The sequence below is a fragment of the Streptomyces sp. NPDC107454 genome (assembly GCF_055582885.1).
Genome location: NZ_JBVJPA010000002.1, coordinates 326,439 through 351,737, shown reverse-complemented (window position 1 = coordinate 351,737; position 25,299 = coordinate 326,439). Strand labels below are relative to the sequence as shown.

The following is a 25,299-nucleotide window of genomic DNA, read 5'->3' as shown; positions in this document are numbered from 1 at the left end:
AGTCAGCCGTGGAGGTGGCGATGAGGGTCGTGTTCGTGCATGGGGCGTGCGTGCGGGACGGGTCGTGGTGGTGGCACCGCACCGCCGAACTGCTGCAGGAGCGAGGGGTGTCGAGCGTGGCCCCGGCGCTGCCGAGCTGCGGCGAGGCGGGCCTGCCCGGCGGCGTCGGCGGTCCGGGGCTGTCCGAGGATGTTGCCGCCGTGCGGCAGGTGCTGCAGGCCGGCGACGAGCCGACCGTCGTGGTCGCCCACAGCTACGGCGGCATCGTCACCGCGGAGGCCGCCGCGGAAATCGGGTCGGTGCGCCACCTGCTGCTGGTCTCCAGCTACCTGCCCGAGGTCGGGCAGAGCCTGTCGGAGTTCGGGGACGGCAGCCCCGCCCCGTTCCTCGACGTCGACCCCGACGCCGGCACGTTCGGGGTACGCCCCGAGCTGCTCGTGGACACATTCCTGCAGGACTGCGACCCCGAGGTCCAGGCACAGGCGGCGGACCACCTCGCCCGGCAGAGCGTCCAGGTGACCGGGCAGTCGGTCGGGGCGGCCGCATGGCGGCAGGTGCCCTCGACGTACCTCGTCTGCGCTCAGGACCGCGGCACCCCGCCGCGCCTGCAGCGCGAGTTCGCCCGCCGGGCCGGCCACGTCGTCGAACTCGACGCAGGCCACCACCCGTTCCTCTCCCGGCCCGCCGCGGTCCGGGACCTGCTGCTGAGCCTGTGACGGCAGCCGCGGACCAGCCGGGCCGGCGCTCCGAGGACCTCAAGGGCCGTCTCCCCTGACGCGCGGCCCTCCAAGGCCAACCGCTTGGCGTCGTTCGTTCGCTGGATATGGAGCCCACGGGCTTCCCGCATGTGGCGCGGATCACGTCGGGGTGAAAACCTTCGGCCCGGCCCGGGCGTCTAGCCGGTGTGAGATCAGTCAGGAAGACACCGCGCGCGTTGGACGAGGAACAGCTCGTCCGGCTGGTGGCGAGGGGCGACCGCGCGGCGTTCGAGGAGTTGTACCGGCGTACCGCGCCGTGGATGGCGTTGCGGCTGCGCCGTCGCTGCGCCGACGAACAGATCGTCGCCGAGGTCATGCAGGAGACGTATCTGGCGGTGTGGCGCGCGGCGGGGGCGTTCGCGGGGTCCTCGACGGGCGGGACGGCCGCCGGATGGCTGTGGACGATCGCGGCGCGCCGCCTCGTGGACGCCTTCCGGCGCAGAGCCCACCACGCCGAGCCGCCCGCGGCCGCCGCTCTCCCCGACGCGGCGCCCGCCGCCGAGGAGGAGGCACTCGCGACGACCGTCGGCGGTGACGTCGGCGACGCACTGCGGCACCTCGCGCCGGAACTCAGACAGGTACTGCAGGCCATGGTGCTCGACGGGCTTTCCGTCCGGGAGACCGCGGTCCTGCTCGGACTGCCCGAGGGCACGGTCAAGACCCGTGCCCGCCGGGCTCGTATCGAGATGCGGAAGGCGCTGGCATGAGCGGGGAACACGCGTCGACGCGGATCATCGACGCTTACGCACGCGGCGGCACGGACCTCGCCGCCGACGAGGTCTGGGCTCTGGAGGCCCATCTGGAGACATGCGGGGTGTGTCGTGACCGGCTGTCGGCCGCCGTCACCTTCGAGGCGCCCACCGTGGCGGCGCTGGTCGGCGCCGTATGGGCCGACCTCGAACCCCAGCTGGCCGCCACCGCCACGATGCCGCGCCGACGGCGCCGGTCGGCGTGGCTGTCGAGGTGGATGACGCCCACGATGGTGCCGTGGCTGGCCATGGTCGTGAGCGTGACACTGCTCGCGCTCCTGCTCGACCTGGTCGACACCGGCTTCGGCGAGGTGTCGCTGGTGCTGCTGCTCGCCCCGATCCTGCCCGTCCTCGGCGTCGCGGCGTCGTGGTCGCGCGGCCTGGACCCGGCGTACGAGCTGACGGCCTCCGCGCCGAGGGCGGGGCTGTACCTGGTGCTCCGGCGCACCGCGTCCGTGCTGGCCGTGGTCGTCCCCGCGCTGCTGGTGGCCGGATGGACGACCGGTGTGACGGCCGGACAGTGGCTGCTGCCCTGTCTGGCCTTCACCGCGACGACCCTGGCGCTCGGCGGTCTCGTCGGCGTGACCCGCGCCGCTGTCGCGCTGGCGGCCGTGTGGGCCGCGGCGGTCCTGGCGCCGACCCTGGCCACCAGCCGCACGGCCTTCACCCTGCAGACGGGCAGCCTGCCCGGGTGGGGACTGCTCCTCGCGCTCGGCACCGCTGTCGTGATCGCACGCAGGGGCGCGTACTCCGTGCTGGGAGCCCATCGATGACCATCGGAAAGGAACACCACACCATGTCCGCGGCGAACGCGGCCGACATCGCACCGACGGCCTACGCCTGGCAGATCCAGGCCACCGGGCTGAAAGTCAAGGTCGGCAGGAACCGGATGGCCGTCGACGGGCTCGACCTGTCGCTGGGCACCGGCGTACACGGCCTCCTCGGCCCCAACGGGGCGGGCAAGACCACCCTCATCCGGACGCTGGCCACCGTACTGCGCCCCACCGAGGGCACCCTGGAGCTGCTCGGCGAGTCCGCGGGCGGCATGGGCGAGCATCGTGCGCTGCGCCGCCGTATCGGCTACCTGCCGCAGGAGTTCGGCTACTACAAGCGCTTCACGGTGCGCGAGTTCGTCGAGTACATGGCGTGGCTGAAGGAAGTGCCCAAGGCGGACATCCCCGCCGCCGTGCAGCGCGCCGTGGAGAGGGTGGGTCTGGCGGACCGCGCCGACGAGAGGATGAAGGCCCTGTCGGGCGGCATGGTGCGCAGGGCCGGCATCGCCCAGGCCATCGTCAACGACCCGACGATCCTTCTCCTGGACGAGCCGACGGTCGGCCTGGACCCGGCGCAGCGGCTGCGTTTCCGCGAGCTGCTGCAGGAGTTGGGTACGGACACCTGCGTGGTCGTCTCGACCCATCTGGTGGAGGACGTCGCCGCCGCCTGCACCGACGTCGTGCTCATCGCCGAGGGGCGACTGGTCTTCCAGGGCCCTCCGGACGAGCTGGCCTCGGTGGGCGGCCCCGAGCACGTGGGGGACAGCCCCCTGGAGCGCGGCTACTCGGCGCTGCTGCTCAACCCACAGCAGGGAAGGGGAACTTGGTGAACGTCCGCGTCCTGCGTATCGAGCTGAAGCGCTCCGTCGCCCCGTGGGCCGGCGCGATGGTCCTGGCGCCGGCACTGGCGTTCCTTTACCTGATTCCCGGATCGTGGTGGACGGGCACCACCGCGTGGACGACCCAGTGGACGCCCATGGCCCTGTGGACCCGCTCCCTGCTGTTCTACCTGTGGCCGCTGGCCGTGGGGCTCGGAGCGCTGCAGGGACTGCGCGACCACCGCTCGAAGATGTCCGAGCTGCTGACGAGCACGCCGCGGCCCGCCCGGCACCGCGCGGGCACGCTGGCGGGCGCGACGGCGATCACGCTGACCTCGGCCTTCGCGCTCCTCGTCCTCGTGGGCGCGGTCCAGGTGGTCGCCCACACCGAGTACAACCATGTCGGGTGGCTGCCGATCTCGCTGGTAGGGGCACTCGCTCTCGTCGCGGGGGCCGTGCTGGGCATGGGGGCCGGGCGGGCCCTGCCGTCCGTGCTCACCCCGCCCGCGCTGGCCATGGGCGCCTTCGTGTTCACGGCTCTCATGCAGATGTCGTTGGGCCGGACGGAGACGACCACGGCGACGGGGTTCACGAGCACGGAGCCGAACCAGGTCTCCCTGCTGTCACCGGCGGTGGGCGAGGTGCGCGACGCACTCGTCACGCTCTCCGCCTCCGTGCACGTCGGGCAGACGATCTGGCTGCTCTGCATGGCCGCGACCGGCTTCGCGCTGCTGGTCGCCGCGACCCCGCGCGCCCGGCTGCTCGCCCTGACGCCCGTCCTGGCGGGCGCGGTGATCGCTCTGCTCGTCCTCCCGTCCGACCCGCGCCGGATGTACGTCGTCGACCAGGCCGCCGCGGAGCCGGTGTGCGACGGCCCGGTGTGCGTGACGAAGACGCAGCAGGCGCGGCTCGCCGACCTCGCGGGTCCCGGCAAGGAGGCGCTGCGCCTGCTGCACGGCGCCCTGGGCGGCCAGGCGCCGGTCTCGGTCCGGGAGAACACCGCCGTACTGCCGCAAGGCTCCACACCGCACTGGTCCCGCAAGACCGTGCTCTTCGACTTCGACGACGACATCATCGCCGCCGCGAAGGGCGAGGAACTGACCTGGGCCCTGATCGCCAAAGGCTTGGTGCCAGGGTGCGCCCCCGTCGGCTGGAGCAGCTTCGGAGGAGATGAATTCGCGCAGACCGTCGCGGTGGGCTGGGTCCTCGGGGACCTCAGACCGCTTCCCGGCACCTTGTCGGCGAGTATGCGCCGCGAGGTCGACGCCGAGACCCGCCCGGTGTGGAAGAAACTCAAGGCGCTGCCGAGGGCCGAGCAGCTCTCGCGGATCAACGCGATGCGCGCCGCCGCGCTCTCCTGCGAGGGCGACGCGTTCGCCGCGCTGAAAGGCGGTGCGTCCCGGTGAGATGGCTGACGCTGTACGCGCGCTCGCGTCAGGTACCCGCGTCGCTCGCCGCGGTCGTGATCAGCGCGGTGACGGTGTGGGCACTCGCCCGGGACGGCAGCGGCGGGCCCGGTGATCCGCGGCTGCCCGTGCTCGCCCTCGCCACGGGGGCGATGGCCGCCTCGATCGGGCTCAGCGGGCAGGACCTCGCGCTGGACCGGACGGCCGCGATCCGCTGGGTGCCCCGCAGAGCGGCGCACGTGCTGCTCTGCGGGGCGGTCGTGGGCGCGGTGCTGCTGACAGTGCAGGCGATGGGCGAGGACATGGCCACCACCGCGTTCGTCGTCCGGGACAGCGCGGGCCTGATGGGACTGGTCGCCCTGGGCGCGGCGCTCTCGGGCGGCCAGTACGCCTGGACGCTGCCGTTCGCCTGGCTCTCGTCCTCGTTCTTCGCCCCTCCCCCGACGAGTGCGCCGATGCGGGTGGCGAGCTGGATGCTGCTGCCGCCCGGCACGGCAGCGGGCACCTGGACGGCCCTGGTCCTAGCGGTTGCCGGTACCGCGGCGTACGCCGTCGCGGGACCGAGACGGTGACGACCCCAGCGCGGTCGTGTGCCGCATGCGCGCGCATCGCGGAGGCTACGTGCCGGTGGGGTTCGTGTTCACCGGGAAGACCGACGCGCCGGGCGAGAGAACTATGCGGCGCCTGGAGCAGGCCGCCCGTTCCTGCTTCGCCGGCACCACGTTCGCCGTGACCGGCTGACGGTCACCAGTACATGACCGACGCGTTCCCGGAACCCCACGTGGAGTACATCCGGACACGGAGGACATACCGGCGCTGCTTGAAGAGTTTGACCTCGAAGCGGCCGTTGCGGTCCTCGCCGCTGTCGTCCTCGCCGGTGACGTAGTGCAGGTTCTCACCGTCGGCTTCCTCGAAGAGGACCATCTTCACATCGGCGTCCCCGAAGGTGCTGAACTGGTACTTCTGGCTCTTCTCCGGGATCACCTCATAATCGGCCTGCTCTCCTGAGCCGAGGCCGAGGACAGCCGATTGGAACGGCTTCAACTCGTTCATGTGAGGAGCGAGCGGCGGATACCACATGCTCACGTACTCTTTGTCCTGCTCGGACAGTTCGAGCGGGGAAGGAATGCCGTTCTGATATGCCTCCGGTCGCTTGATCAGACCGGGCCCGAACCCGTATTCCATGATCGATTTTACGTCCCACTGTGAACCGCTCACCTGGTCCGTGGAAAGTTTGCGGATGATGTTCTGGTAGGTCGTCTCCGGTGGCCAGAAATTGGGCGAGCCGGCCATGTACGCGTAAACCTTCTCCTCGTCCCACTCGATGCCGGCGAAAGGATTCTGGTGCTCATGGCAGAAACCGATCGCGTGCCCTATCTCGTGCCTCACCGTGGCCTTGCCGTAGGGCGACGTCGGGTCCCATCCGAAGTTCATCGTGGCTTCTTCGGCGCTGATGCCGAGACAGTCCGTGCCGACGTACGACCAGGATCCGTCGTCGGCGAAGGCGATCCGGATCTCCGAGTCCGCAGGGTTGTCCTCGGGACGGAACTGCAATCCGATACCAAGGCGCTCCCACTCCTCGAAACCGTTGTGGACCTCGGTCAACCACGCCTTCGACACACCGTCGTCGGCGCCGTCGAGGAAGCTGTAGCGCAGTTGAGTGCCGTTCACCCACTTCGCATGATTGGCCAGTATCGCCCTGGTCCGCGGAAGACTGAGGTCCGAGGGCAGCACGGGTATTCTCTGCGGGGGTTGGGCGCAGTACCGCTGAGCGTCCTTTTCCTGCTGAGCAGTCATGGTGATGTTCCTGACTTGGTTGCTTGGGGCGGGGGCGGGGGGCTCACGCGTCCATGTTCACGCCATCGGGACAGGCGTATGGGTCGCGCCGGCGCATCGACACCGTCTTCCAGGCGCCGGTCGAGTCGATACCGAGGCAGGAGTCGAACGGGTACGACACGACGGGAGGCGGCTGCGCCGTCGCGGCATTGGCGTCATGGCCAGCGGGATCTCGTCTTCATGGGCTGTCGAGTCGGGCCCGCTCCGGACGTTCCTCTCCGTTGCGTCCTGGGGCAGTTCGACAGCCGGCTCGCGAAACACGCCATCGTTTCTGCTGATGCCCGCATTTCCTGGTACGCGGCCGGGTCGAGAGTGATTGACCATTGAAGGGCCATTCCTGACCTGGCGCAGGATTCTGGAACGTTCGACGGGTGATTGAAGGCGGCGAATCCCGCTCGAACCAATGCCCCTGATTCGATGCTGCTCCAGATTTCGCCGTAGTGCATCCCGGGGAACCGCGTTCACCACGGTGTTTTCGGGCTCCGGCGGTTTGATGGAACGTTCACACGATCCCGTTCAGGACCGTCCGGATGTCCAACTGCTTCCGGCCCCGCAGCGACTCATCATGTGTGGCCGATCATGCCGCATATGGGTAGATGGGGCGGCGTTCGCGATGCCCCGATGGGGCCGATGGTCGTTGGAGAACCATGCGAACTCCCGCAGCGCGTGGAGCAGATGGCGTTGGTTCGAGATCAAGGTTCGGCTCTCTCACACCGTGGAGGCGGCCACCTTCACCCGCAGGACGAGCAGCTCACCGTGGACGCGCCGACACCCCCAGTTGGGATTCGCCTGCGCCAGGCGCAACACCAGGGCAGGGACGGAGCGAACGGTGCGCGGCCGGCCTGGGCGCCTCGGCCTGGACGCCTGCGTGTACCGATGTCTGACCAGGTCGCGGTGCCGACGCAGCACCGTGTCCGGGCGCGCCGGCAGCCGCCACCTCCGCGCAACGTCCAAGGGCAGCGTGCACAGCAGCGCCGCTGGGAACGTCCGGTTGCTCGGAGTGAACCGCACTCTCCCTGCGCCGAGTTGGCGCTCCAGCACCGTGATCTGATGGCGCAGGGCGAGGAATTGCGCGTCCCTGTCACGATCGGTTGTCCTGCCGCATTAGTTGCCAGCCGCGCGAGAATGCCGACTCGAGCGGCCCGGACCCAGGGCGCTACCAGATCAGGCACCAGTAGCTGCCGGCCTGCCCGGTGCCGACCGATGTGAGGCCCGTTGGAAGCTGCGCCGGGTCCGGCTCGCCGACGGCCGCGAGAGAACAGGCAGGATCGCCGACCACTCCTGCGGCGGCCATGCGCTGAGCAGCGGCCGTCGCTGCCGCGCTCGTGTACCACCGTGTCGGCGAGGGTGACGGCGACGGCGACGGCGGCACGGGCGACACCGACGGCACGGGCGGCACGGGCGGCACGGGCGGCGGGGGCGACACCGACGGCACGGGCGACACAGACGGCGACGGCGCCACGGGCGACACGGACGGCGACGGCGGCGGGGGCGGCGTGGACGTGGGCTTGGGCGGCGTTGGTGCGGGCTTCGGAGTTGTTGTCGGCGGCTTGGGCGCAGAAGGCCGTATTGGTGTGGGCCTGGGTGGGAGCAGCGCGCTCAGTGCCGGTGTGGGCGTTGGTGTTGCCGTTGCTGTTGTCGGTGGTTTGGGTGATGGAGGCTGCATGGGCTTGGGGGTGGGCGTCGGCGTCGGCTTGGGCGTCGGCTTGGGCGTCGGCTTGGGCGTCGGCGTCGGCGTCGGTGTCGGCGTGGGCTTGGGCTTGGGCACGGACGGTACAGGCGGTTTCGGCGTGGGCTTCGGCACTGCTGTCGCCGACGGTGTGGGCACGGGGAGCCGTGTTGCCGGTGGCTTCGGTTTCGGTTTGGACGAGGGGGCCGTCGCCGTCTGGTGGGGCGTCGGCTGAGGCCGGTGGCTCGAGGGTGCCGATGGCCGGGGATGAGCCGTGGCTGTCGGCTTGGGCTTCGGGGTGCGTGTAGACGTGGGCTGTGTTACGTGCGACGGCGCGGGTCGAGCGGCTTCATGGTCGGGCGTCACTGTCGCCCACACGCCGACGCCGATGCCACCGGCGACCAGCACGGCGGCACCGCCCGCGATCCAAGGGGCTCGACGGGATGAGCGTCGGTGACGGTTCATATCTCTTACTGTCTGCAAGGGGTGGCTGTACCGCCACTTGGGTGAGTGGCGTCGGGGTTTCCAGCTGATGAGGGACTCGGCCGTGAGAGCCGGTTGTCGCGATGGGCCGGTTGGGCCGTCGGCGAGACACTGGAGGCGCTGGAGCTTGCTGCACGAGACAATCTCGAGAGGGCGGGCCGGGGCCGGCCGGCGACCGGACGGCAGACACCCCGACCGAGGAACGGACGGCACGCCTGCGTGCCGGACAGCACCGGCCGCAGTGACCATCACGACCAGCAGCAGTCCCAGGCAGTCCACCACGACGTGCCGCCTGCGCCCGCCCACCTTCTTCCCGTCCCATCACGCTGATTCAGGCTGCAGCCTGCAGCATCGCCTCCAGCCGGTAGGCCTGCGCAGTTGCTCACCCGTCGGCTGGAGGACTCTGCGTTGCAGGGCCTGCGGCGTCGCGACCTTCCTCCTACGGCATTGCCGCCCCAAACCCCTTTCGGGCACCGTCGAAACGATGGTCAGAGCGGCGGCGCGCAGCCGATGGTTATGTCCTTTCCGTCGACCGGTTCAGACACAGGGGGAATGACATGCGCAAAATCTTGCGCGGGTTCGCCGCGTTGGCGACCGCGGCGACAGCCGTCGTGGCGATGTGCGGCGCGGCGCAGGCGAAGCCCGCTGAAGGCGACTGGAATGGTTGCCCGTACGGGGCCGTCTGCATCTGGGGCCAGGACCGCAACCCGTACCTCGACCCTCACCCGACCAACGTGTACTGGAGCTACGGCGCCCACAACCTGAGCAATCAGTACGGCGACCATTACGTCTTCAACAACCAGTACGGCGGCGCCGGCATGAGTCTGTGCACCGGCTACAACGGCGTTGGCTGCCACGTGGCGCTCAAGGTGCAGGAAATCGGGAGCTTCAACCTGACGCCCTACAACTCGGTCACCCTCAACCCGTAGCCCATCCACTGCCCGGGGACCGCATTCGGAACCGCGACATTCGAATCCGCGAACGGCGGTGCCGCATGCTCGCGTACCTGTCGCATGGCTGTCCGCTGACCGGTCCAGGCGTCGGGAGGAGTGAGGAAGAGGCGGCGGCCTCAGCTACATGCTGGGGCTCAGCGGGCCGTCACACGGTGATGACGACCTTCGAGCGCGCGTGCTCCACTTCGAGGTACCGAATGGCCTCGGGTACTTCACTCAACGGGTAGGTCCGGTCGATGACCGGGGTGAGTTTCCCGGACTCGGCGAGTTCTCTCAGCGCTGCCAAGTTCTCCTTGCTCGGCGTCGCCGTGAGGATGAGCAGCCGATGGTGGACAAAGTGAGACATCACTTGCCCCTTGAGGATGAGACCCATCGGCCCGATAAGACTCCCGCCTTCGGATACGCCCCCACCGGAGAGAACGAGCCTCCCCGTGGGTGTCAGGGCGCGGCGGCACTCGGCCAACGAATGGTTCCCCACCAGGTCGAACACGACGTCGTACCGCCGTCCGTTCCGGGTGAAGTCTTCCCGGGTGTAGTCGATGAGGTGATCCGCGCCCATCGACCGGATCAGTTCCAAGTTTCTCGTACTGCACACGCCGGTCACTTCGGAGCCGAACGCCTTGGCGATCTGTACGGCGAAGGTGCCTACACCACCTGACGCACCATTGACCAGTACCTGCTGTCCCGGCTGTACCTGTCCCAGGTCGCGCAGGCCCATCAGCGCGGTGTTCCCCGCCAGCGGCACCGCGGCCGCCTGCTCGAACGACAGGCCGGCTGGTTTCGGTTCCACCACGTTGTCCTGGGCACACACGTACTCGGCGAAGGCCCCGTCGACTTCACCGAATACCTCGTCACCGGGACGGAACCGCTTCACGTTCCTGCCCACCGCTTCCACCCGACCCGCGAAGTCCGTGCCCCGGATCTTCGTCTTCGGGCCGCTCAACCCGAGCACCAGGCGCGCCAGGTACGGGTCGCCCCGCATGAGGTGCCAGTCGCGGGCGTTGACCGCGGCCGCGTGGACTCGAACCAGTACGTCATGGTCGGCGACGACCGGCTTGTCGACCTCCCTGAGTTCCAAGACCTCAGGTGAGCCGTACCGGTCCTGGGCGATCGCCTTCATCGGGCCTCCACGGCATACGAGTTCGATGCGGATGGGATCGGCTGACCGGAAGTTCAGCACTACTCATGACGGTAGGCGAGCGACCTCGGCGCGGTCATCGGGGCGAATCCCTAGGTGACGCACAGACCAGGCGGCGACGGGGGCTGGTCTCCCGCCCCGGGACCACTGCTGAACATAGCCGCTGTGGTGCCCTGGACCATGACGTAGGCGAACTCCCGGGCGAGTTCCGCGTCCTGGGCGGACGCGCACAACAACAGGTACGGCTGATGCGGGGTTTCGGGCATCTGGTGGATGCCGACGCCACGTCTGTGACCAACTGCGCCTGCCCCCCCCACATCGTGGGCGCCACTGCCGTGCTCGGCCCGGTGGCTCCTCAGGGTGCGCTGTCGACGTCCATGGCCGCCGGGTTCAGTGACGCCAGGAGTTTCAGGAGCAGCGAGTGGGCCTGTTCCTGCTCCGTCGGTGTGAGTACTTCCAGGGCTTCGGCGTGGGTGGCGTCCACGGCGGCGCCGGCCTCGGCCGCGAGCCGCAGGCCGGCCTCGGTGGCGTGCAAACGGTGCGTGCGTCTGTCGCCGGGAGCGGTCCGCCGTTCCAGGAGCCCCCGCTCGACCAGCCCGTTGACGGCGGTTCCCATGGACTGGGGGGTGATCGCCGCCCGGCGCGCCGCGGTCGCGCTGGTGACGCCCGGGTCGAAGGCGGCCTGCACCAGGGCGCTGTTCTGGGCGAGGGTCAGATGGAAGGGGCGCAGGGTGCGCTCGATCCGGGTCGCCATGATCTGGCCGATCTGCCAGGCCACATAGCCCGTACGCCGGTCGGGATGTTTCACGTGGCGGACCCCTTTTGTAAGGCAGCTGATTGTGGTGTACAACAGATTATCAGTTGGCTTCTATTCTTCCTATTCTTCGAGGATCCTGCCTCTGATGTCCCAGCACGCCTCCGTCCGACAGCACCACAAGCACGCCCTGGACGTGGCCCATGCGCCGCCGCGCCCCGGGACCCCGCGCGCCGTCCTGGTGCCCGTGGCGGTCGTCCTGCTGATCGGCACCGTGTTCGTCAGCGTCTACCTCGCCGCCTTCCACGCGCCGCGCCCCCATGAGCTGCGGGTGGGCACCACGGAGATCGGCACCCATCAGGCAAGCCTGCGCCAGGACCTCGCGCACGCCGTCCCGGACGGCTTCACCCTGGAGACCTACCCCGACGAATCCGCCGCCCGGCGCGCGGTCCAGGACCGGTCCGTCTACGCGGCCTACCTCGGCAAGGGGGATCTGCTCTACGGCAGTGCCAACGGAGCCGCCGTCACCGCCACCCTGACCACCGCGTTCGGCTCCGTGGCCCGCGCGGAACACCACCGCCTCTCCGTCGAGGACGTCGCCCCCGCGTCGGCGGGGGACACCCGGGGACTGTCGGTCTTCTACGCGGCGTTCGGCCTGGTACTGGCCGGATACCTCTTCGGCATGACCACCTACCAGCTCGCCCCCCGCCTCCAGTACCGCTGGCGGATGGCCAGCCTGGCGCTGTTCGGCGTGGCCGGCGGCGTACTGGTCTCCGTCATCGCCGGAAGCACCGGCTTCGGCGCCCTGCCCGGCCCCTTCCTGCCCCTCGCCCTCGTCGTCGCGCTGATGGGCGCGGCGGTCGGCGCCACGACCATGGTGCTGCTGCGCCTGTTCGGCTCGGCCGGCGTCAGTCTCGCCTCGATCCTGCTGCTGATCCTCGGCAACAGCAGCAGCGGCGGCATCATGCCCGCCGCCTACCTCCCCGCCTGGCTGCGCCCGCTGTCCGAGATCCTGCCCGTCGGGGTCGGCGTCCGCGCCATGCAGGGGCTCTCCCGATTCCAGGACGACGGACTGGCCCGCGCCCTGGTGATCCTCCCGCTGTGGGTGCTGGGCGCGGCCGCCGTGCTCTACCTCAAGGACGTCTTCCGGCGCGAGGCCGTGAGCCGCGTGCCGGACACGGCCGAGCCCCAGCCCGCAGCGGCCTGACAGGGGCGCTTCCGCACCCGGCCGTGGCGGTGAGGGGGACGGTGACGGTGACGGAATGAGCGCGGGCGCGCAGCCAGGAATCGGGCGAGGCACGTCAGGCTCGATGAACCTGCCGTATGAAGAAGGGGGCCGCCGGCCGAGGGTTCCGGGACGACGCCGGACGGCGGTGCCCTTCAGTCGGCCCGGATGAAGCGGGCCATCCCGATGGACTTGGGCGCCCTGTCGGTGAACCCGAACTTCCGGTAGAGATGGTGTGCGTCGCCGTCGGCCATGAGGGAGACGTACGAGAGTGCCGGCGCGCGGCGTTCCAGCTCGTCGTTCAGGGCCTGCATGATGCGGCGGCCGAGTCCGCGGCCCTGGTGCTCGGGCAGGACGCAGATGTCGACGATCTGGAAGAAGCATCCTCCGTCGCCGATGACCCGGCCCATGCCGATCGGATCGCCACCGTGGACGGCCAGCACCCCGTACCAGGTGTGGGCCAGCCCCACCGTCGCGCCCTCGTCGGACTTGTCGCTGAGGCCGGCGCGGGTGCGGAGCCGGCGGTAGTCCCGCACCGAAGGGACGCCGGGGCGGATCTCGTATGCGCTGGGATCGGACAAGGCGGTTCCCCTTACGGCTCGGTTACGGCTCGGTGTGACGCGGGGTGTAGTGGCCCAGGAACATGTCGGCCCCACCCGTGATCAGGCGGTCGGTGAGATCGTCGTCGATGTCGGTGCCGTAGGCACTGAAGACCAGGTACGGGAAGACCAGCAGGGAGTAGAGCTGGAGCACGGCCACCTCGATGTCGGGGACGTCGAGCCGGCCCTGTGCGACCAGTTGCCGGAGTGCTCCCGCGACGGCGGGGTGATGGCGCTCGGGGCCGGCGTCGTGCCAGCCTCTGCCGAGTTCGGGGAAGCGGTGCAGTTCGCGGGCGACGACGTTCCGCAACGCGAGGATCTCCGGGTCGGCGCGGATTCCGGCCACCCAGGCGCGGGCGGCGGCGATGAGCGATTCACGCAGGTCGTCCGAGTCGGCGAGGCGGGCGACGGCGCCGGTGAGGGTGCCGCCGAGCGGGGCGTCGAGCGAGTCCTTGACGACCCCGATGAACAGGGCTTCCTTGCTGCCGAAGTGGTTGTAGACCGTCACCTTGGACACGCCCGCCGCGGCGGCGATGAGATCGACACTCACGTCGAAGCCCTCACGCAGAAAGAGCTCGCGGGCCGCTTTGAGGATGGCCAGTCGCTTTGCCTCGGCACGCGGTCCGGTGGGGGGCCGCTTGACGTCCTTCGTGCTCATGTGGGGAGTCTATCGATACATGTGAACTGAACGGTTGAGTTCATATGTACTGAGCCGTACAGTTCACTTCACCGGGCTCGTACCGATGACCGGGCTCGTACGGAGTTCGTCGTGGCCCGGCCGCACTTCCCCCTTCCGTATCGCACGCTTGGAGGAGTCGTCGTGACGCACAGCACCGCTGACGCGCACCACGCGTCCGCTTCGCACCCCCCGGCCGACCCGCGCCGCTGGCTGATGCTCGTCCTGCTCTGCCTGGCCCAGTTCATGCTCATCCTGGACGTCACCGTCGTGAACGTCGCCCTGCCCGACATGGCGTCCGACCTCGACCTCGGCAGGCAGGCGCTGACCTGGGTGGTGACCTCGTACACCCTGTGCTTCGGCGGGCTGATGCTGCTCGGCGGGCGCGTCGCCGACGTGTTCGGCGCCCACCGCACCGTCCTCGCCGGGATCGCGGTGTTCACCGCCGCGTCCCTGGTCACCGGGCTCGCCACGAGCGCACCCATGCTGCTCGGCGGGCGGATATCCCAGGGCATCGGAGCCGCCCTGCTCTCCCCGGCCGCCCTCTCGATCGTCACCACCGGCTTCCACGGCGCGGAACGCAACAAGGCGCTCGGCGTCTGGGCCGCCGTCGGTGGCGCCGGATCCGCCATCGGCGTGCTGCTGGGCGGGGCGCTGACCGACGGGCCCGGCTGGCAGTGGGTCTTCTACATCAACGTGCCGGTCGGTGTCCTCGCCCTCGTCACGCTGCCGGGCCTGCTCCCGGCCCGTCCGCCGCGGCCGGCCCGGCTCGATCTGCCCGGCGCGCTGCTGGTCACCGCGGGCACCGGGTCGCTCATCTACGGCCTGGTCAAGGCGGGCGACACGGGCTGGAGCGGAGCCGCCACACTCCTGTCGCTGCTCGCGGCGGTCGTGCTGTACGGGGCGTTCGCCGCGGCCGAACGGGTCGGCGGCGCCCCACTCATGGACCTCCGCATGCTCACCCGCCGTCCGGTGGTCGCGGGCGCGTTCCTGCTGCTGATCGCCACCGCGCTGCTGATCGCGTTCTTCTTCCTCGGCTCGGTCTACCTGCAGCATGTACGCGGCTTCAGCCCGCTCGGGACCGGCCTCGTGTTCCTGCCCGTGGCCGTCGCCACCGCCGTCGGCGCCCACCTCGGATCCAGGCTCGTCGGCCGGATCGGCAGCAGGGCGACCGCCGTGGGAGGCATGCTGATCGCGGCGGCGGGCACCGCGCCGCTGACCCGGCTGTCGCACGACGGCAGCGTGTACGCCGGCCTGCTGCCGGGCCTCGCCGTCGCCTCACTCGGCCTCGGGGCGGTCTTCGTCACCGCCACCACCACGGCGCTTGCCATGGTCGCCCACGAGGAGGCCGGGCTCGCCTCGGGCGTCGTCAACACCTTCCACGAGGTGGGGGGTTCGATCGGCGTGGCCGTCCTGTCCACCGTCGCCGCCGCGGGCGTCGAGCACGGCGCGATCGACGGATTCACGGACGCGTTCACACTCAGCGCCGTCGTCGCCGCCGTGAGCGCGGGCGTCGCCCTGTTCCTCGTACCGCGCGGCAGGCCACGGACGACCGGCGGTCCGCATGTGCACTGAAGCGCCCGCGCGGCAGCACCGAGCAGCGAGCCGGCCGACGGCTCCTCGGCGGCCGGTCGACGGCTCTGCGCACAGCGAAGGGACGTTCATGGTCAGTGCCGAAGCCCGCGTCGAGACCGAGCGTCCGAGCCGGTACCTCGTCCCACTCTGCAAGCACTTCGACAACAAGGGCCGACACCTGGGGCATCGGCCGCGCGCTCACAACGGCGACGGCGACGCGGTGTGCGCTGCGGGCCCGCCCGGGGGCGCCGGCGGTGCGGGCGGAGGCCGCCGACGAGGAGAACCTGCGGCGGCTCCAGGAACTCGTGGGCGGGCATGTCGAGAGGTTCGGGAGGCGTGAGCGCTTGAAGGCGGAGTGGCGAGGCGGCCAGGCCTCGACGGCTGATCCCGGCAGCCCGGCCCGTGGCTCGGCTTCCACGACCGCGGGGGCGGTTTCCACGACCGGCGGGGGAGTCGTAACGCGTCGTTGGGCCGCCAGGACCACGGCGGTCGCGGCGGTCGGCGTACTGACCGTTGCCGTGCACCTCGGGCCGGGCGCGGTCCTGTTCGCCCACGGGCGGTGGACCGGCTGGGTGGCGAGCCTCGTCCTGGCAGTTGTCCTGGCGAAGATCACCGTACGCACCGGCCCGGGCCGCTTCGCCGTCCGCCTCGGCAGGGCATCCATCGGCGGGGCGTCCAAGGGGCCGTCCAAGGGCGGCTGACGCCCGCGTCGGCGCCACGTGATCCGGCTGCTGGTCAGGGTGTGGTGGAAGCAGGACGTGCCCGGCCCCGACGGCGGTGACGCCAGGGCCGGGCGTGGCCGCTCCAGGCGCCACACGGCGGCCGAGGGGGCCCGGAACGGTCAACGGGTCATGCGGATCAGAGCCGGTCGAGGATGCTCCGGAGCTGCTTGACCTCGGCGGACTGGCCCGTGACGATGGCGTCGGCCATCTTCTTGGCGTCGGCGTGCCGGCCGCTCTTCTGCTCGGTCTTCGCCATGGCGATCGCGCCGTTGTGGTGGTCGATCATCATCTGGGCGAACATCTTGTCGAACTCCTTGCCCTGCATGGCCTTGAGTTCGGTCATGTCCTTGTCGGACATCATGCCGTCGCCGCCCATGTCCATCCCGGGCGTGTCGCCCATCGCGATGGGCTTGCCCCAGGACTTGAGCCAACCGGTCATGGTCTTGATCTCGGGGTCCTGAGCCTTCTCGATCTTCGCGGCCAGGTCCTTGATCTCCGCGTCGGAAGCGCGGCCGCCGGCCAGTTCGGCCATCGCCACGGCCTGCTCGTGGTGGGGGATCATCATCTGCGCGAACGTGACGTCCGCCTGGTCGGCGTCACCGGCCTCGGCGGCCGCCGAGGCGGTCGCCGTGGCCGAGCTCTTGCTGCCGCCGTGGTCCATGCCGCTCATGCCGCTCGCGCCGTCGCCGTCGCTGCCGCAGGCGGAGAGCAGCAGGGCCCCGGCGGCTACGACGCCGACGGCCGCGACACGGCGGACGGGCTTGCGGTGGAGGTGCTTGCCGTGGAAGGCGCGTGTGAAGGCAGTCATCGTGAACTCACCTTGTGTGTTGGTTCTGGCTGTGTGGGCGTACGCGTCGTCGCGGGAGCGCGCTTGGTGCGCGTCCGCGAGGGCGGTTCGGCCTACAGCCGCAGGACCGACAACTCGGTGAGATCAGGGCCGCGGGGTGGGGGATTGGGCCGCAGCATGACGGGCGCCGCGGCGAGGAGCTTCGCCAGCCAGTCCGGACGGCGGGCGAGGGCCCGCCTCAGCAGTGCGGTGAGTACCCACGCACCGAACATCACCGCCACGCACAGCGAGACCATGTCCATCGCCATGGCCGGCCTGTCCTTGGAGGACGTGTGCGTGGAGTGCGCGGCGCTGCCCCGCTCCGGTGCTGCCGGAGCCCCCATGGGGTCGTGGGCGGCCACCACTGTGGACATCGTCGAGACCTGGGCCGCGGGGCTCATGCCGTCGCCGGGCGGCTGGTCGGGGTGTCCCACGGTGTGCATGACGAACACGCCCAGCGCGAGAACGACGACGAGCAGCAGGTGCCCGTAGGCACCGGCCGCCCGTACGCATCGGTTCACGTGCACGTCGGCAGTCTCCGTCTGTGATTGCTCCGGACTGACTGTCCGACAGTATCGACTGGCTTTCCGATCATATCGAAAGGGGGGGGTGGGGCGTGCCGTCGTGGGTGCAGGGTTCCGGCCGGCGGGGCGTCCTTCACCCGGTCGGGCCAGGGCCCGTCAAGGCGGTGTCAACGTCCACGTGACCGGCGCCAAGGATGCGTCAAGGGCCGTGCCGGACGACTCACGGAGGGGCTTCGGTGGGGGGAAGTATCCCTTCCCGTCGGAGAGTTGATCTTCAGTGAGCGGAGCGCGTCGGCTGCGATGAATGACGGACCGACCGAGATGAGTGATGTGCGGACCGGCGGGGGTGAGGCACGGACCGCCGTGGGTGACGTACGGCCCGGTCGGCTGAAGGTCTATCTGGGGGCGGCTCCGGGGGTCGGCAAGACCTACCGCATGCTCGACGAGGCGCGCCGCCGGGCGGCACGCGGCGCCGACGTGGTGGTGGGGTTCGCGGAGTGCTACGGCCGCCCGGGCACGGAGGGGCTGCTCGACGGCCTGGAGGTCGTACCGCGTGCCGGCTGCGCCCACCGCGGCGGGGAGTTCGAGGAGATGGACCTCGCCGCGGTCCTCGAGCGCCGGCCGCAGGTCGCGATCGTCGACGAGCTGGCCCACACCAACGTCCCCGGCGCCGGCCGCAACGCCAAACGCCGGCAGGACGTCGAGGAACTGCTCGCCGCCGGGATCGACGTCATCACGGCCCTCAACATCCAGCATCTGGAGTCCCTCAACGACGTCGTTGAGAAGATCACGCGGATGCCGCAGCGCGAGACGGTGCCCGACGAGGTCGTACGACGGGCGCAGCAGATCGAGTTCGTGGACATCACGCCGGAGGGACTGCGCCGCCGGATGGCGCACGGCAACATCTACGCCCCCGAGAAGATCGACGCGGCCCTGGCCGACTACTTCCGGCCCGGCAATCTGACCGCGCTGCGCCAACTGGCCCTGCTGTGGGTGGCCGACCGGGTCGACGAGGCGCTCCAGTCGTACCGCTCCGAGCATGGCATCGGCGGGGTGTGGGAGATCAGGGAGCGGGTCGTGGTCGCCCTCACCGGCGGGCCCGAGGGAGACACCCTCATCCGGCGGGCCGCCCGGATCGCCGACCGGTCGGCGGGCGGTGACCTGCTCGCCGTGCATGTGACCCGCAGCGACGGTCTCGCCGCCGGCACCTCGCACGCCTCACTCGCCCGGCAGCGGCGGCTGGTCGAGGACCTGGGCGGGAGCTACCACTCGGTCGTCGGCGACGACGTGCCGTCCGCCCTCGTCGACTTCGCCCGCGCCGAGAACGCCACCCAACTCGTCCTCGGCACCAGCCGCCGCGGCCGCATCGAGCGCTTCCTCACGGGACGCGGCACCGGCGAGACGGTCGTCGAACTCTCCGGCGACATCGACATCCACACGGTCACGCACGAGCGCGCAGGACGCGGCACGCTGCTGCCTTCGCGGCGGCGCACCCTGTCGACCGCGCGCCGGATCGCGGGCCCGGTCGCCGGACTGCTGCTGCCCGTGGCGCTCACCCTCCTGCTGAATCCGGACACGACCCGCGACAGACTCAACCTCACCAGCGAGGCGCTGCTGTTTCTGCTCACCGTGGTGGGCGTGGCCTGCATAGGCGGGGTCGTCTCGGCGGTGATCGCCTCGGTGACGGCGTCCCTGCTGCTCAACTACTGGTTCATCCCGCCCGTCGGGCAGTTCACGCTCGACGATCCCAACGCGCTGCTGGCCCTGGCGGTCTTCGCGGTGGTCGCCGCCGTGGTCGCCGGTGTCGTCGACCGCTCCCTGCGCCTGTCGCGGCGCTCGGCCCGCGCCACCGCCGAGGCCGAGACCATGTCCTCGCTCGCCGGCAGTATCGTGCGGGGCGGCGCCACGATCCCGGCGCTGGTGGAACGCACGCGCGAGACCTTCGGCATGGACTCGGCGGAACTGGTCGACGAGCCGCCCGTGGACAACGACGCGACGGTCGTGCCCGCGGGCCCCGGGGCCTTCCTCGTCCTGCGCGGGCGCCCGCTACCCTCCTCCGAGCGGCGCGTGCTCGCCGCTTTCGCCGCCCACGTGGGATCCGCCGTCGAACGCGCCAGGCTCGCGGAGGCCGCCGCCGAGGTCGAACCGGTCAAGGCCGCCGACCGGATGCGGACGGCGCTGCTGCGGGCGGTCGGCCACGACCTGCGCACGCCTCTCGCGGCGGGCTGGGCCGCGGTCTCCTCGCTGCGCAGCCGGGATGTCGCATTCTCCGACGAGGACCGGGACGAACTTCTCGCGACCGCGGACGAGTCCATGGCCAAGCTCAACCGCCTGGTCGAGAACCTCCTCGACCTCAGCCGCCTTCAGGCGGGCGCGCTCACGCTGAACCTGCGGGCCACCACACTGGAGGAGGTCCTTCCGGCGGCGCTCGCGGACACCCCCGAGGTGGTGGTCGGGGACCTGGAGGAGGTTCCGGCCGTGCTGGCCGATCCGCCGCTCCTGGAGCGTGTGATCGCCAACCTCGTCGGCAACGCGGCCCGCCACAGCCCGGCGGACCGCAAGGTGCTGCTGACCGCGAGCACACACGCGGGCCGCGTCGAAGTCCGTGTCGTCGACCGCGGCCCCGGCCTGCCGCCGTCCCTCAAGCTCCCGGCTGTGCCCGAGCAGGGCGGCACCCCCGTCCGTGACCGGCTCTTCGAGCCCTTCCAGCGCCTCGGCGACACCGACAACACCACCGGCCTCGGCCTTGGCCTGGCCCTGTCCCGGGGGCTGACCGAGGCGATGGACGGCACCCTCAGCCCGGAGGACACTCCCGGCGGCGGTCTGACGATGGTGCTGTCGCTGCCCTTCGCCGGGCGGGTCGATCTTCCCAGTGATACGCAGAGCGTAGGAGGCGGCGTATGAGCAGGGAGCGTACGAGTCGTGGAAGCGGCGTACCAGGGCTCGGGCCCGAGGTCGCCGTGGCAACCGCAGGAGGTGACGGTGTGATGACCGGCTATTCGCTCCGGGACCGGCTCGCCCTGGTGGCGGGCCTGGCGGGCCCCTTCCTGGTGGCGCTCGTCCTGGTGCCCTTCCGCACGGATCTGTCGCGTACGAACGCGGCGCTGATCCTGGTCGTGGCGGTGGTCGCGGTCGCCGCCCTCGGCAGCCGCACGGCGGGGGCGCTCGCGGCACTGTCCGCGGCGGCCTGGTTCGACTTCTTCCTCACCCGCCCGTACGAGACGTTCGACATCCACACCTCGGCCGACATCGAGACGGCGGTGCTGCTGTTCGTCGTCGGTCTGATCGTGTCCCAGCTCGCGGCCCGGGCCCGCCGCCTGGAGGTCATCGCGGTGACGGACGCGGACTATCTCGCCCGCGTCCACGAGACCGCCGAGCTCGCCCGGTCCGCGAAGTCCTCCGACATCGTGGTCGACCATGTCCGCGGCCAGCTCACCGACCTGCTCGACCTGCGCGGCTGCCGCTACGAGTACGGCATCCTGCTGGGGCAGCCGCCCCGGCTCGAGCAGGACGGAAACGTCTCGGTCGGCCACCGGCGCCGGGACGTCGACGCCTGCGGCTGGCCGGGCGGCGAGATCGAACTGCGCACCTACGGCAACGGCCACTACCTGGGCCGCTTCATGCTCACCCCCGGCCCGGGCCCCGTACCGCCGCTCCAGGCCCGCCTGGTGGCGGTCACTCTCGCCGACCAGACGGGCGCAGCTCTCGACACGGCCGGGAGGTAGGTACCCGCAGAGTCACTGAGCGCGGCCGAGCTGGAGCCGCGCGGTGCGCATGGTCGTCAAGGTCGCGTCAAGGTCCGGGGCTTCGACGCGAAGAAGGCGCAAGGAAGGATCGAAAGCAATCGGGGACGGACAGAACCTGGGCGCACCCGCGCATCGCCTCCCCGCGTGCGCGGGCCACCGCGTAAGGAGCCCGTATTCCATGTCTGTCCTGACCATCGAGCCGGGGGCGACCCCCGCCGACGAGGAGCCGCCCGATACCGGCGAGCGCCATCGCCTCACCGCCCTCACGGGTCTGGCCGCCTTGTCGCTGGACGCGATGGCCTCGGTGGCGTACGGGCCCGAGGCCATCGTCCTGGTGCTGGCCGCGGCGGGCGCGCACGGCCTCGGCTTCACGCTTCCGGTGACGCTGGCCATCGCCGGGCTGCTGGCGGTGCTCGTCGCCTCGTACCGGCAGGTGATCGCCGCGTTCCCGGACGGCGGCGGGTCGTACGCCGTCGCCAGGACGCATCTGGGCGCCCGCACGAGCCTGGTGGCGGCGGCCTCGCTGGTCCTGGACTACGTGCTCAATGTGGCGGTCGCCGTCACTGCCGGGGTGGCTGCGCTGACCTCGGCGTTCCCTGGACTCTACGGCGACCGGCTGTGGCTGTGCCTGGCCGTGCTGGTGCTGATCACGGGCGTGAATCTGCGCGGCATCGTGGAGTCGGCGCGCGTGTTCATCGTGCCGACGGCCGTCTTCGTCGTGTCGATCCTGGTGCTGATAGCCGTCGGTCTCTTCCGGTCCGCACCCGTCAGTACCGCGGCCGCGGCCGGGCACGCCTCCGTCCTCGCCGGCAACGCCACCGCCGTCGGCGCGCTGCTTCTGCTGAAGGCCTTCGCCTCGGGGTGCAGCGCGCTCACCGGTGTCGAGGCGCTGGCCAACGCCGTGCCGTCCTTCCGTGTCCCGCGCGTGCGCCGGGCCCAGCGGGCGGAGGTGGCCCTGGGCGCCGTCCTCGGGGTGATGCTGATCGGCCTGTCGGTCCTCATCTCGCGCTTCCACCTCCAGCCGGTCGAGGGCGTCACGGTCCTGGCCCAGCTCGCGGACGCCTCGCTCGGCCACAACTGGGCCTTCTACGTCATCCAGTTCGCGACGATGATCCTGCTCGCGCTCTCCGCGAACACCTCCTTCGGCGGCCTGCCCGTGCTGCTGAAGCTGCTCGCCCGCGACAACTACCTCCCGCACGTCTTCGCCCTGAAGGCGGACCGGCAGGTGCACCGTCACGGTGTGCTCGCGCTGGCCCTGATCTCGGCGGCCCTGCTCGTCTTCTCCGGCGGCGACACCAACACCCTGGTGCCGCTGTTCGCCATCGGTGTCTTCATCGGCTTCACGATCGCGCAGGTCGGAATGGTCCGGCACTGGCGTGGTGAGCGGGGGAGGGGGTGGCGCGGCAGGGCCCTGCTGAACGGTTTCGGCGCCGTGCTCACCGGTGTCTCGGCGGTCGTGGTGACGGCGACCAAGTTCGCGGAGGGTGCATGGCTGATAGTGATCGCTGTGCCGTTGCTGGTGGCCGCCTTCGAGACGGTGCACCGGGCGTACGCGCGGATCGGTGAGCGGCTGGGCCTGGGGCGGATTCCCGAGCCGCCGCACCGCGACCGTTCACTGGTGATCGTTCCGGTGTCGAACCTGTCCCGGCTGACCGTGGAGGCGCTGAACGCCGCCGCTTCCCTCGGCGACGAGGTGCGCGCCGTCACGGTGTGCCATCCCGACGCCGAGGACCGCGCCCACACCCACGCGCTGGCCCGCGACTGGGCACAGTGGGACCCCGGGGTACCGCTCGTCCAGCTCACCTCCGAGCGCCGCACCGTGGGGCGCCCGATCGCCGAGTACGTGGGCGAGACGGCAGCCGCGGAGCCCGGCACCCGGGTCACCGTGCTGATCCCCGAGGTCGAGCCGGACCGGCTGTGGCAGCGGCTGCTCCAGAACCAGCGGGGCGCGATCGTCGCCCACGCGGTGCGCCGTGACACGGACGCCGTGATCTGCCGGTTGCGGTTCCGCGTCCACTGAATCCTTTGACGCCCTGCTCCGACGCCCCGCTCCGGACGGCGGGACCCGTCGCCGCACGTGGAGCAGTCGGCCGTAAGGGTTCCGTCAAAGGCGGACCGGCCGCCGTATGGGAGGTGTCAACGGCGGCCAGATCCGGCCATCGAGGCGGTTACCTCTAACCGTCCGCTTCATTTCTGAACCTCATCTAGGAGTTCGCGATGGCCGATCTGGCCTTCGTCGTCACCACGATCGCGGTGTTCGCGTTGGTGGCCCTCGTCGCCAAGGGGGTGACGAAGCTGTGACCGCCGAGAACATCGTCGGCCTGGTCGTGGCCGTCGCCCTGCTGGGCTATCTCGTCCTCGCCCTGATCTTCCCGGAGAGGTTCTGAGAGCGCCATGAGTCCCGTTCTTGCCGGCGTGCTCCAGCTGCTCGCGCTCATAGCGGCACTGGCCCTCGCCTACGTCCCCCTTGGCGACTACATGGCCAAGGTCTACTCCTCCGACAAGCACTGGCGTGTGGAGAAGTGGATCTACAAGGGCATCGGCGCCAATCCGAACACGGAGATGCGCTGGCCCGCGTACCTGCGCGGTGTCCTGGCCTTCTCCGCGGTCAGCGTCCTGTTCCTGTATCTGCTGCAGCGTCTCCAGGGCCATTTGCCCGGCTCGCTCGGCTTCTCCTCCATCGACCCGGACCAGGCGTTCAACACCGCCGCGTCCTTCGTCACGAACACCAACTGGCAGTCGTACTACGGCGAGCAGGCCATGGGCCACGTCGTGCAGACCGGCGGCCTCGCGGTGCAGAACTTCGTCTCGGCCGCGGTCGGCATCGCCGTCGCCGTGGCGCTCGTACGCGGCTTCTCGCGCTCCCGCACCGGTGAGCTCGGCAACTTCTGGGCCGACCTGGTGCGCGGCACGATCCGCATCCTGCTGCCGCTCTCGGTGGTCGCCGCGATCGTCCTGGTCGCCTGCGGCGCGATCCAGAACTTCTCCGGGATCCACTCCGTGGGCCAGTTCATGGGTGGCTCGCAGCAGTGGAACGGCGGCGCGGTCGCCTCGCAGGAGGCCATCAAGGAGGTGGGCACCAACGGTGGCGGCTACTTCAACGCCAACTCCGCCCACCCCTTCGAGAACCCCACCCCCTTCTCGAACCTCTTCGAGATCTTCCTGCTGCTGGTCATCCCGTTCGCGCTGACCCGCACCTTCGGCCGCATGGTCGGCAGCCTGAAGCAGGGCTACGCGATCCTCGCCACGATGGCCACGATCTGGCTCGGCTTCATCACCCTGATGATGTGGACCGAGTTCGCCCACCACGGTCCGGCGTTCCAGCTCGCGGGTGGCGCGATGGAGGGCAAGGAGAACCGCTTCGGTGTCGGCGCCTCGTCGATCTTCGCGGTGTCGACCACCCTGACCTCGACGGGTGCGGTGGACTCCTTCCACTCCTCGTTCACCGGCCTCGGCGGCGGTATCACCATCCTGGGCATGCAGCTCGGCGAGATCGCGCCCGGTGGTACCGGCTCCGGTCTCTACGGCATGCTGATCATGGCGATCATCGCGGTGTTCATCGCCGGTCTGATGGTCGGCCGCACCCCCGAGTACCTGGGCAAGAAGATCGGCACCCGCGAGATCAAGTTCGCGGCCTGCTACATCCTCATCACCCCGGCGCTGGTGCTCGTCTTCACCGCCGCGGCGATGGCCCTGCCCACTCCGGGTCACTCCATGACCAACAGCGGGGCGCACGGCTTCTCCGAGATCCTGTACGCCTACACGTCGGGTGCCAACAACAACGGCTCCGCGTTCGCGGGCCTGAACGCCGACACGCAGTGGTTCAACAGCACGATCGGCATCGCGATGCTGCTCGGCCGTTTCCTGCCGATGGTGTTCGTGCTGGCGCTGGCCGGTTCGCTCGCCGAGCAGAGGCCCGTCCCGGAGACCGCGGGCACCCTGCGCACCAACAAGCCGCTCTTCGTGGGCCTGCTGGTGGGCGCCATCCTGATCATCACCGGTCTGACCTACTTCCCGGCGCTCGCGCTGGGTCCGCTGGCCGAGGGGCTGGCGTCATGACCACTCGCAC

25 protein-coding genes are annotated in these 25,299 nt (G+C 70.5%); 17 read left to right on the top strand and 8 right to left on the bottom strand.

Annotation, left to right across the window (positions count from 1 at the left end; all coding sequences use genetic code 11):
• The first annotated feature begins 20 nt into the window (after positions 1–20).
• The 7 genes from ACZ69M_RS05755 to ACZ69M_RS05725 all read left to right on the top strand — a co-directional run bounded on the left by ACZ69M_RS05755 (position 21) and on the right by ACZ69M_RS05725 (position 5,245).
• A complete protein-coding gene (locus tag ACZ69M_RS05755) occupies positions 21–716 on the top strand; it encodes an alpha/beta fold hydrolase (RefSeq protein WP_470046944.1) in 696 nt (231 codons plus the stop codon).
• Positions 717–904: 188 nt separating this feature from the next.
• Positions 905–1,465, top strand: coding sequence for an RNA polymerase sigma factor (locus tag ACZ69M_RS05750; protein WP_470046942.1), 561 nt, complete (start codon positions 905–907; stop codon positions 1,463–1,465).
• Positions 1,462–2,280: a zf-HC2 domain-containing protein gene (locus ACZ69M_RS05745; RefSeq protein WP_470046940.1), complete on the top strand. Its 819-nt coding sequence runs from the start codon at positions 1,462–1,464 to the stop codon at positions 2,278–2,280. The genes ACZ69M_RS05750 and ACZ69M_RS05745 overlap by 4 nt, the downstream gene beginning before the upstream one ends.
• On the top strand, positions 2,277–3,110 hold the full coding sequence (locus ACZ69M_RS05740; RefSeq protein WP_470046938.1) for an ABC transporter ATP-binding protein: 834 nt from the start codon (positions 2,277–2,279) through the stop codon (positions 3,108–3,110). Before ACZ69M_RS05745 ends, ACZ69M_RS05740 begins: the two co-directional genes overlap by 4 nt.
• Positions 3,107–4,504: a hypothetical protein gene (locus ACZ69M_RS05735; RefSeq protein ID WP_470046937.1), complete on the top strand. Its 1,398-nt coding sequence runs from the start codon at positions 3,107–3,109 to the stop codon at positions 4,502–4,504. Before ACZ69M_RS05740 ends, ACZ69M_RS05735 begins: the two co-directional genes overlap by 4 nt.
• Positions 4,501–5,076, top strand: coding sequence for a hypothetical protein (locus ACZ69M_RS05730; protein ID WP_470046935.1), 576 nt, complete (start codon positions 4,501–4,503; stop codon positions 5,074–5,076). The genes ACZ69M_RS05735 and ACZ69M_RS05730 overlap by 4 nt, the downstream gene beginning before the upstream one ends.
• 25 nt (positions 5,077–5,101) lie before the next feature.
• Positions 5,102–5,245, top strand: coding sequence for a hypothetical protein (locus tag ACZ69M_RS05725; protein WP_470046934.1), 144 nt, complete (start codon positions 5,102–5,104; stop codon positions 5,243–5,245).
• Positions 5,246–5,248: 3 nt separating this feature from the next.
• On the opposite strand, the gene ACZ69M_RS05720 is transcribed toward ACZ69M_RS05725, so the two are convergent.
• Positions 5,249–6,301 (bottom strand): M12 family metallopeptidase, encoded by a 1,053-nt coding sequence (locus ACZ69M_RS05720; protein WP_470046932.1) that lies wholly within the window; start codon positions 6,299–6,301, stop codon positions 5,249–5,251.
• Positions 6,302–7,665: 1,364 nt separating this feature from the next.
• On the opposite strand from ACZ69M_RS05720, the gene ACZ69M_RS05715 reads away from it, so the two are divergent.
• Together ACZ69M_RS05715 and ACZ69M_RS05710 are read left to right on the top strand one after the other, a co-directional pair.
• Positions 7,666–8,244, top strand: a complete 579-nt coding sequence (locus tag ACZ69M_RS05715; RefSeq protein ID WP_470046930.1) for a hypothetical protein — start codon at positions 7,666–7,668, stop codon at positions 8,242–8,244.
• 805 nt (positions 8,245–9,049) lie between these two features.
• Positions 9,050–9,421 (top strand): hypothetical protein, encoded by a 372-nt coding sequence (locus tag ACZ69M_RS05710; RefSeq protein ID WP_470046928.1) that lies wholly within the window; start codon positions 9,050–9,052, stop codon positions 9,419–9,421.
• Between the two features lie 169 nt (positions 9,422–9,590).
• On the opposite strand, the gene ACZ69M_RS05705 is transcribed toward ACZ69M_RS05710, so the two are convergent.
• The 3 genes from ACZ69M_RS05705 to ACZ69M_RS05695 all read right to left on the bottom strand — a co-directional run bounded on the left by ACZ69M_RS05705 (position 9,591) and on the right by ACZ69M_RS05695 (position 11,391).
• Positions 9,591–10,565, bottom strand: a complete 975-nt coding sequence (locus ACZ69M_RS05705; protein WP_470046927.1) for an NAD(P)-dependent alcohol dehydrogenase — start codon at positions 10,563–10,565, stop codon at positions 9,591–9,593.
• 110 nt (positions 10,566–10,675) lie between these two features.
• Entirely contained in the window at positions 10,676–10,849 is a 174-nt protein-coding gene (locus ACZ69M_RS05700) for a hypothetical protein (RefSeq protein ID WP_470046925.1), read from the bottom strand.
• Between the two features lie 89 nt (positions 10,850–10,938).
• Positions 10,939–11,391 (bottom strand): MarR family winged helix-turn-helix transcriptional regulator, encoded by a 453-nt coding sequence (locus tag ACZ69M_RS05695; protein WP_470046924.1) that lies wholly within the window; start codon positions 11,389–11,391, stop codon positions 10,939–10,941.
• A gap of 94 nt (positions 11,392–11,485) precedes the next feature.
• On the opposite strand from ACZ69M_RS05695, the gene ACZ69M_RS05690 reads away from it, so the two are divergent.
• Positions 11,486–12,544 carry an ABC transporter permease gene (locus ACZ69M_RS05690; protein ID WP_470046922.1) on the top strand — a complete coding sequence of 353 codons (1,059 nt, stop codon included), beginning with the start codon at positions 11,486–11,488 and terminating at the stop codon, positions 12,542–12,544.
• A 173-nt stretch (positions 12,545–12,717) separates the two neighbouring features.
• Here ACZ69M_RS05690 and ACZ69M_RS05685 read toward each other — a convergent pair whose 3' ends face one another.
• Positions 12,718–13,143 (bottom strand): GNAT family N-acetyltransferase, encoded by a 426-nt coding sequence (locus ACZ69M_RS05685; protein ID WP_470046921.1) that lies wholly within the window; start codon positions 13,141–13,143, stop codon positions 12,718–12,720.
• Between the two features lie 22 nt (positions 13,144–13,165).
• Complete coding sequence (locus ACZ69M_RS05680; RefSeq protein ID WP_470046919.1) at positions 13,166–13,819, bottom strand: TetR/AcrR family transcriptional regulator; 654 nt, start codon at positions 13,817–13,819, stop codon at positions 13,166–13,168.
• Positions 13,820–13,981: 162 nt separating this feature from the next.
• Between ACZ69M_RS05680 and ACZ69M_RS05675 the strand changes: the two genes are divergently transcribed.
• Positions 13,982–15,412 carry an MFS transporter gene (locus ACZ69M_RS05675; protein ID WP_470046917.1) on the top strand — a complete coding sequence of 477 codons (1,431 nt, stop codon included), beginning with the start codon at positions 13,982–13,984 and terminating at the stop codon, positions 15,410–15,412.
• Positions 15,413–15,666: 254 nt separating this feature from the next.
• Complete coding sequence (locus ACZ69M_RS05670; protein ID WP_470046915.1) at positions 15,667–16,113, top strand: DUF2218 domain-containing protein; 447 nt, start codon at positions 15,667–15,669, stop codon at positions 16,111–16,113.
• A 157-nt stretch (positions 16,114–16,270) separates the two neighbouring features.
• Here the strand turns inward: ACZ69M_RS05670 and ACZ69M_RS05665 are convergent, their stop codons facing one another.
• Together ACZ69M_RS05665 and ACZ69M_RS05660 are read right to left on the bottom strand one after the other, a co-directional pair.
• The gene (locus ACZ69M_RS05665) at positions 16,271–16,942 is read right to left on the bottom strand and encodes a DUF305 domain-containing protein (RefSeq protein WP_470046913.1); all 672 of its coding nucleotides are present in this window, start codon (positions 16,940–16,942) and stop codon (positions 16,271–16,273) included.
• Positions 16,943–17,034: 92 nt separating this feature from the next.
• Positions 17,035–17,487, bottom strand: a complete 453-nt coding sequence (locus ACZ69M_RS05660) for a DUF6153 family protein (RefSeq protein ID WP_470046911.1) — start codon at positions 17,485–17,487, stop codon at positions 17,035–17,037.
• 360 nt (positions 17,488–17,847) lie between these two features.
• Here ACZ69M_RS05660 and ACZ69M_RS05655 point away from each other — a divergent pair, with 360 nt between their 5' ends.
• From ACZ69M_RS05655 to kdpA, 5 genes are all read left to right on the top strand, one after another.
• Positions 17,848–20,388 (top strand): sensor histidine kinase, encoded by a 2,541-nt coding sequence (locus ACZ69M_RS05655; protein ID WP_470047535.1) that lies wholly within the window; start codon positions 17,848–17,850, stop codon positions 20,386–20,388.
• A gap of 83 nt (positions 20,389–20,471) precedes the next feature.
• On the top strand, positions 20,472–21,209 hold the full coding sequence (locus ACZ69M_RS05650; RefSeq protein WP_470046909.1) for a DUF4118 domain-containing protein: 738 nt from the start codon (positions 20,472–20,474) through the stop codon (positions 21,207–21,209).
• Between the two features lie 199 nt (positions 21,210–21,408).
• Positions 21,409–23,250, top strand: coding sequence for an APC family permease (locus tag ACZ69M_RS05645; protein ID WP_470046907.1), 1,842 nt, complete (start codon positions 21,409–21,411; stop codon positions 23,248–23,250).
• A 277-nt stretch (positions 23,251–23,527) separates the two neighbouring features.
• Positions 23,528–23,617: a K(+)-transporting ATPase subunit F gene (gene kdpF, locus ACZ69M_RS05640; RefSeq protein WP_016434100.1), complete on the top strand. Its 90-nt coding sequence runs from the start codon at positions 23,528–23,530 to the stop codon at positions 23,615–23,617.
• Between the two features lie 7 nt (positions 23,618–23,624).
• Positions 23,625–25,289 carry a potassium-transporting ATPase subunit KdpA gene (gene kdpA, locus ACZ69M_RS05635; RefSeq protein WP_470046905.1) on the top strand — a complete coding sequence of 555 codons (1,665 nt, stop codon included), beginning with the start codon at positions 23,625–23,627 and terminating at the stop codon, positions 25,287–25,289.
• Positions 25,290–25,299: the final 10 nt, after the last annotated feature.

Excerpts from the sequence above, each read along its gene's own strand:
- ACZ69M_RS05690 (WP_470046922.1), top strand. The coding sequence starts at position 11,486 with ATGTCCCAGCACGCCTCCGTCCGACAGCACCACAAGCACGCCCTGGAC.
- ACZ69M_RS05705 (WP_470046927.1), bottom strand. The coding sequence starts at position 10,565 with ATGAAGGCGATCGCCCAGGACCGGTACGGCTCACCTGAGGTCTTGGAA.
- ACZ69M_RS05755 (WP_470046944.1), top strand. The coding sequence starts at position 21 with ATGAGGGTCGTGTTCGTGCATGGGGCGTGCGTGCGGGACGGGTCGTGG.
- ACZ69M_RS05745 (WP_470046940.1), top strand. The coding sequence starts at position 1,462 with ATGAGCGGGGAACACGCGTCGACGCGGATCATCGACGCTTACGCACGC.
- ACZ69M_RS05720 (WP_470046932.1), bottom strand. The coding sequence starts at position 6,301 with ATGACTGCTCAGCAGGAAAAGGACGCTCAGCGGTACTGCGCCCAACCC.
- ACZ69M_RS05725 (WP_470046934.1), top strand. The coding sequence starts at position 5,102 with ATGCGCGCGCATCGCGGAGGCTACGTGCCGGTGGGGTTCGTGTTCACC.
- ACZ69M_RS05700 (WP_470046925.1), bottom strand. The coding sequence starts at position 10,849 with ATGCCCGAAACCCCGCATCAGCCGTACCTGTTGTTGTGCGCGTCCGCC.
- ACZ69M_RS05665 (WP_470046913.1), bottom strand. The coding sequence starts at position 16,942 with ATGACTGCCTTCACACGCGCCTTCCACGGCAAGCACCTCCACCGCAAG.
- ACZ69M_RS05680 (WP_470046919.1), bottom strand. The coding sequence starts at position 13,819 with ATGAGCACGAAGGACGTCAAGCGGCCCCCCACCGGACCGCGTGCCGAG.
- ACZ69M_RS05740 (WP_470046938.1), top strand. The coding sequence starts at position 2,277 with ATGACCATCGGAAAGGAACACCACACCATGTCCGCGGCGAACGCGGCC.
- kdpA (WP_470046905.1), top strand. The coding sequence starts at position 23,625 with ATGAGTCCCGTTCTTGCCGGCGTGCTCCAGCTGCTCGCGCTCATAGCG.
- ACZ69M_RS05650 (WP_470046909.1), top strand. The coding sequence starts at position 20,472 with ATGACCGGCTATTCGCTCCGGGACCGGCTCGCCCTGGTGGCGGGCCTG.
- ACZ69M_RS05645 (WP_470046907.1), top strand. The coding sequence starts at position 21,409 with ATGTCTGTCCTGACCATCGAGCCGGGGGCGACCCCCGCCGACGAGGAG.
- ACZ69M_RS05710 (WP_470046928.1), top strand. The coding sequence starts at position 9,050 with ATGCGCAAAATCTTGCGCGGGTTCGCCGCGTTGGCGACCGCGGCGACA.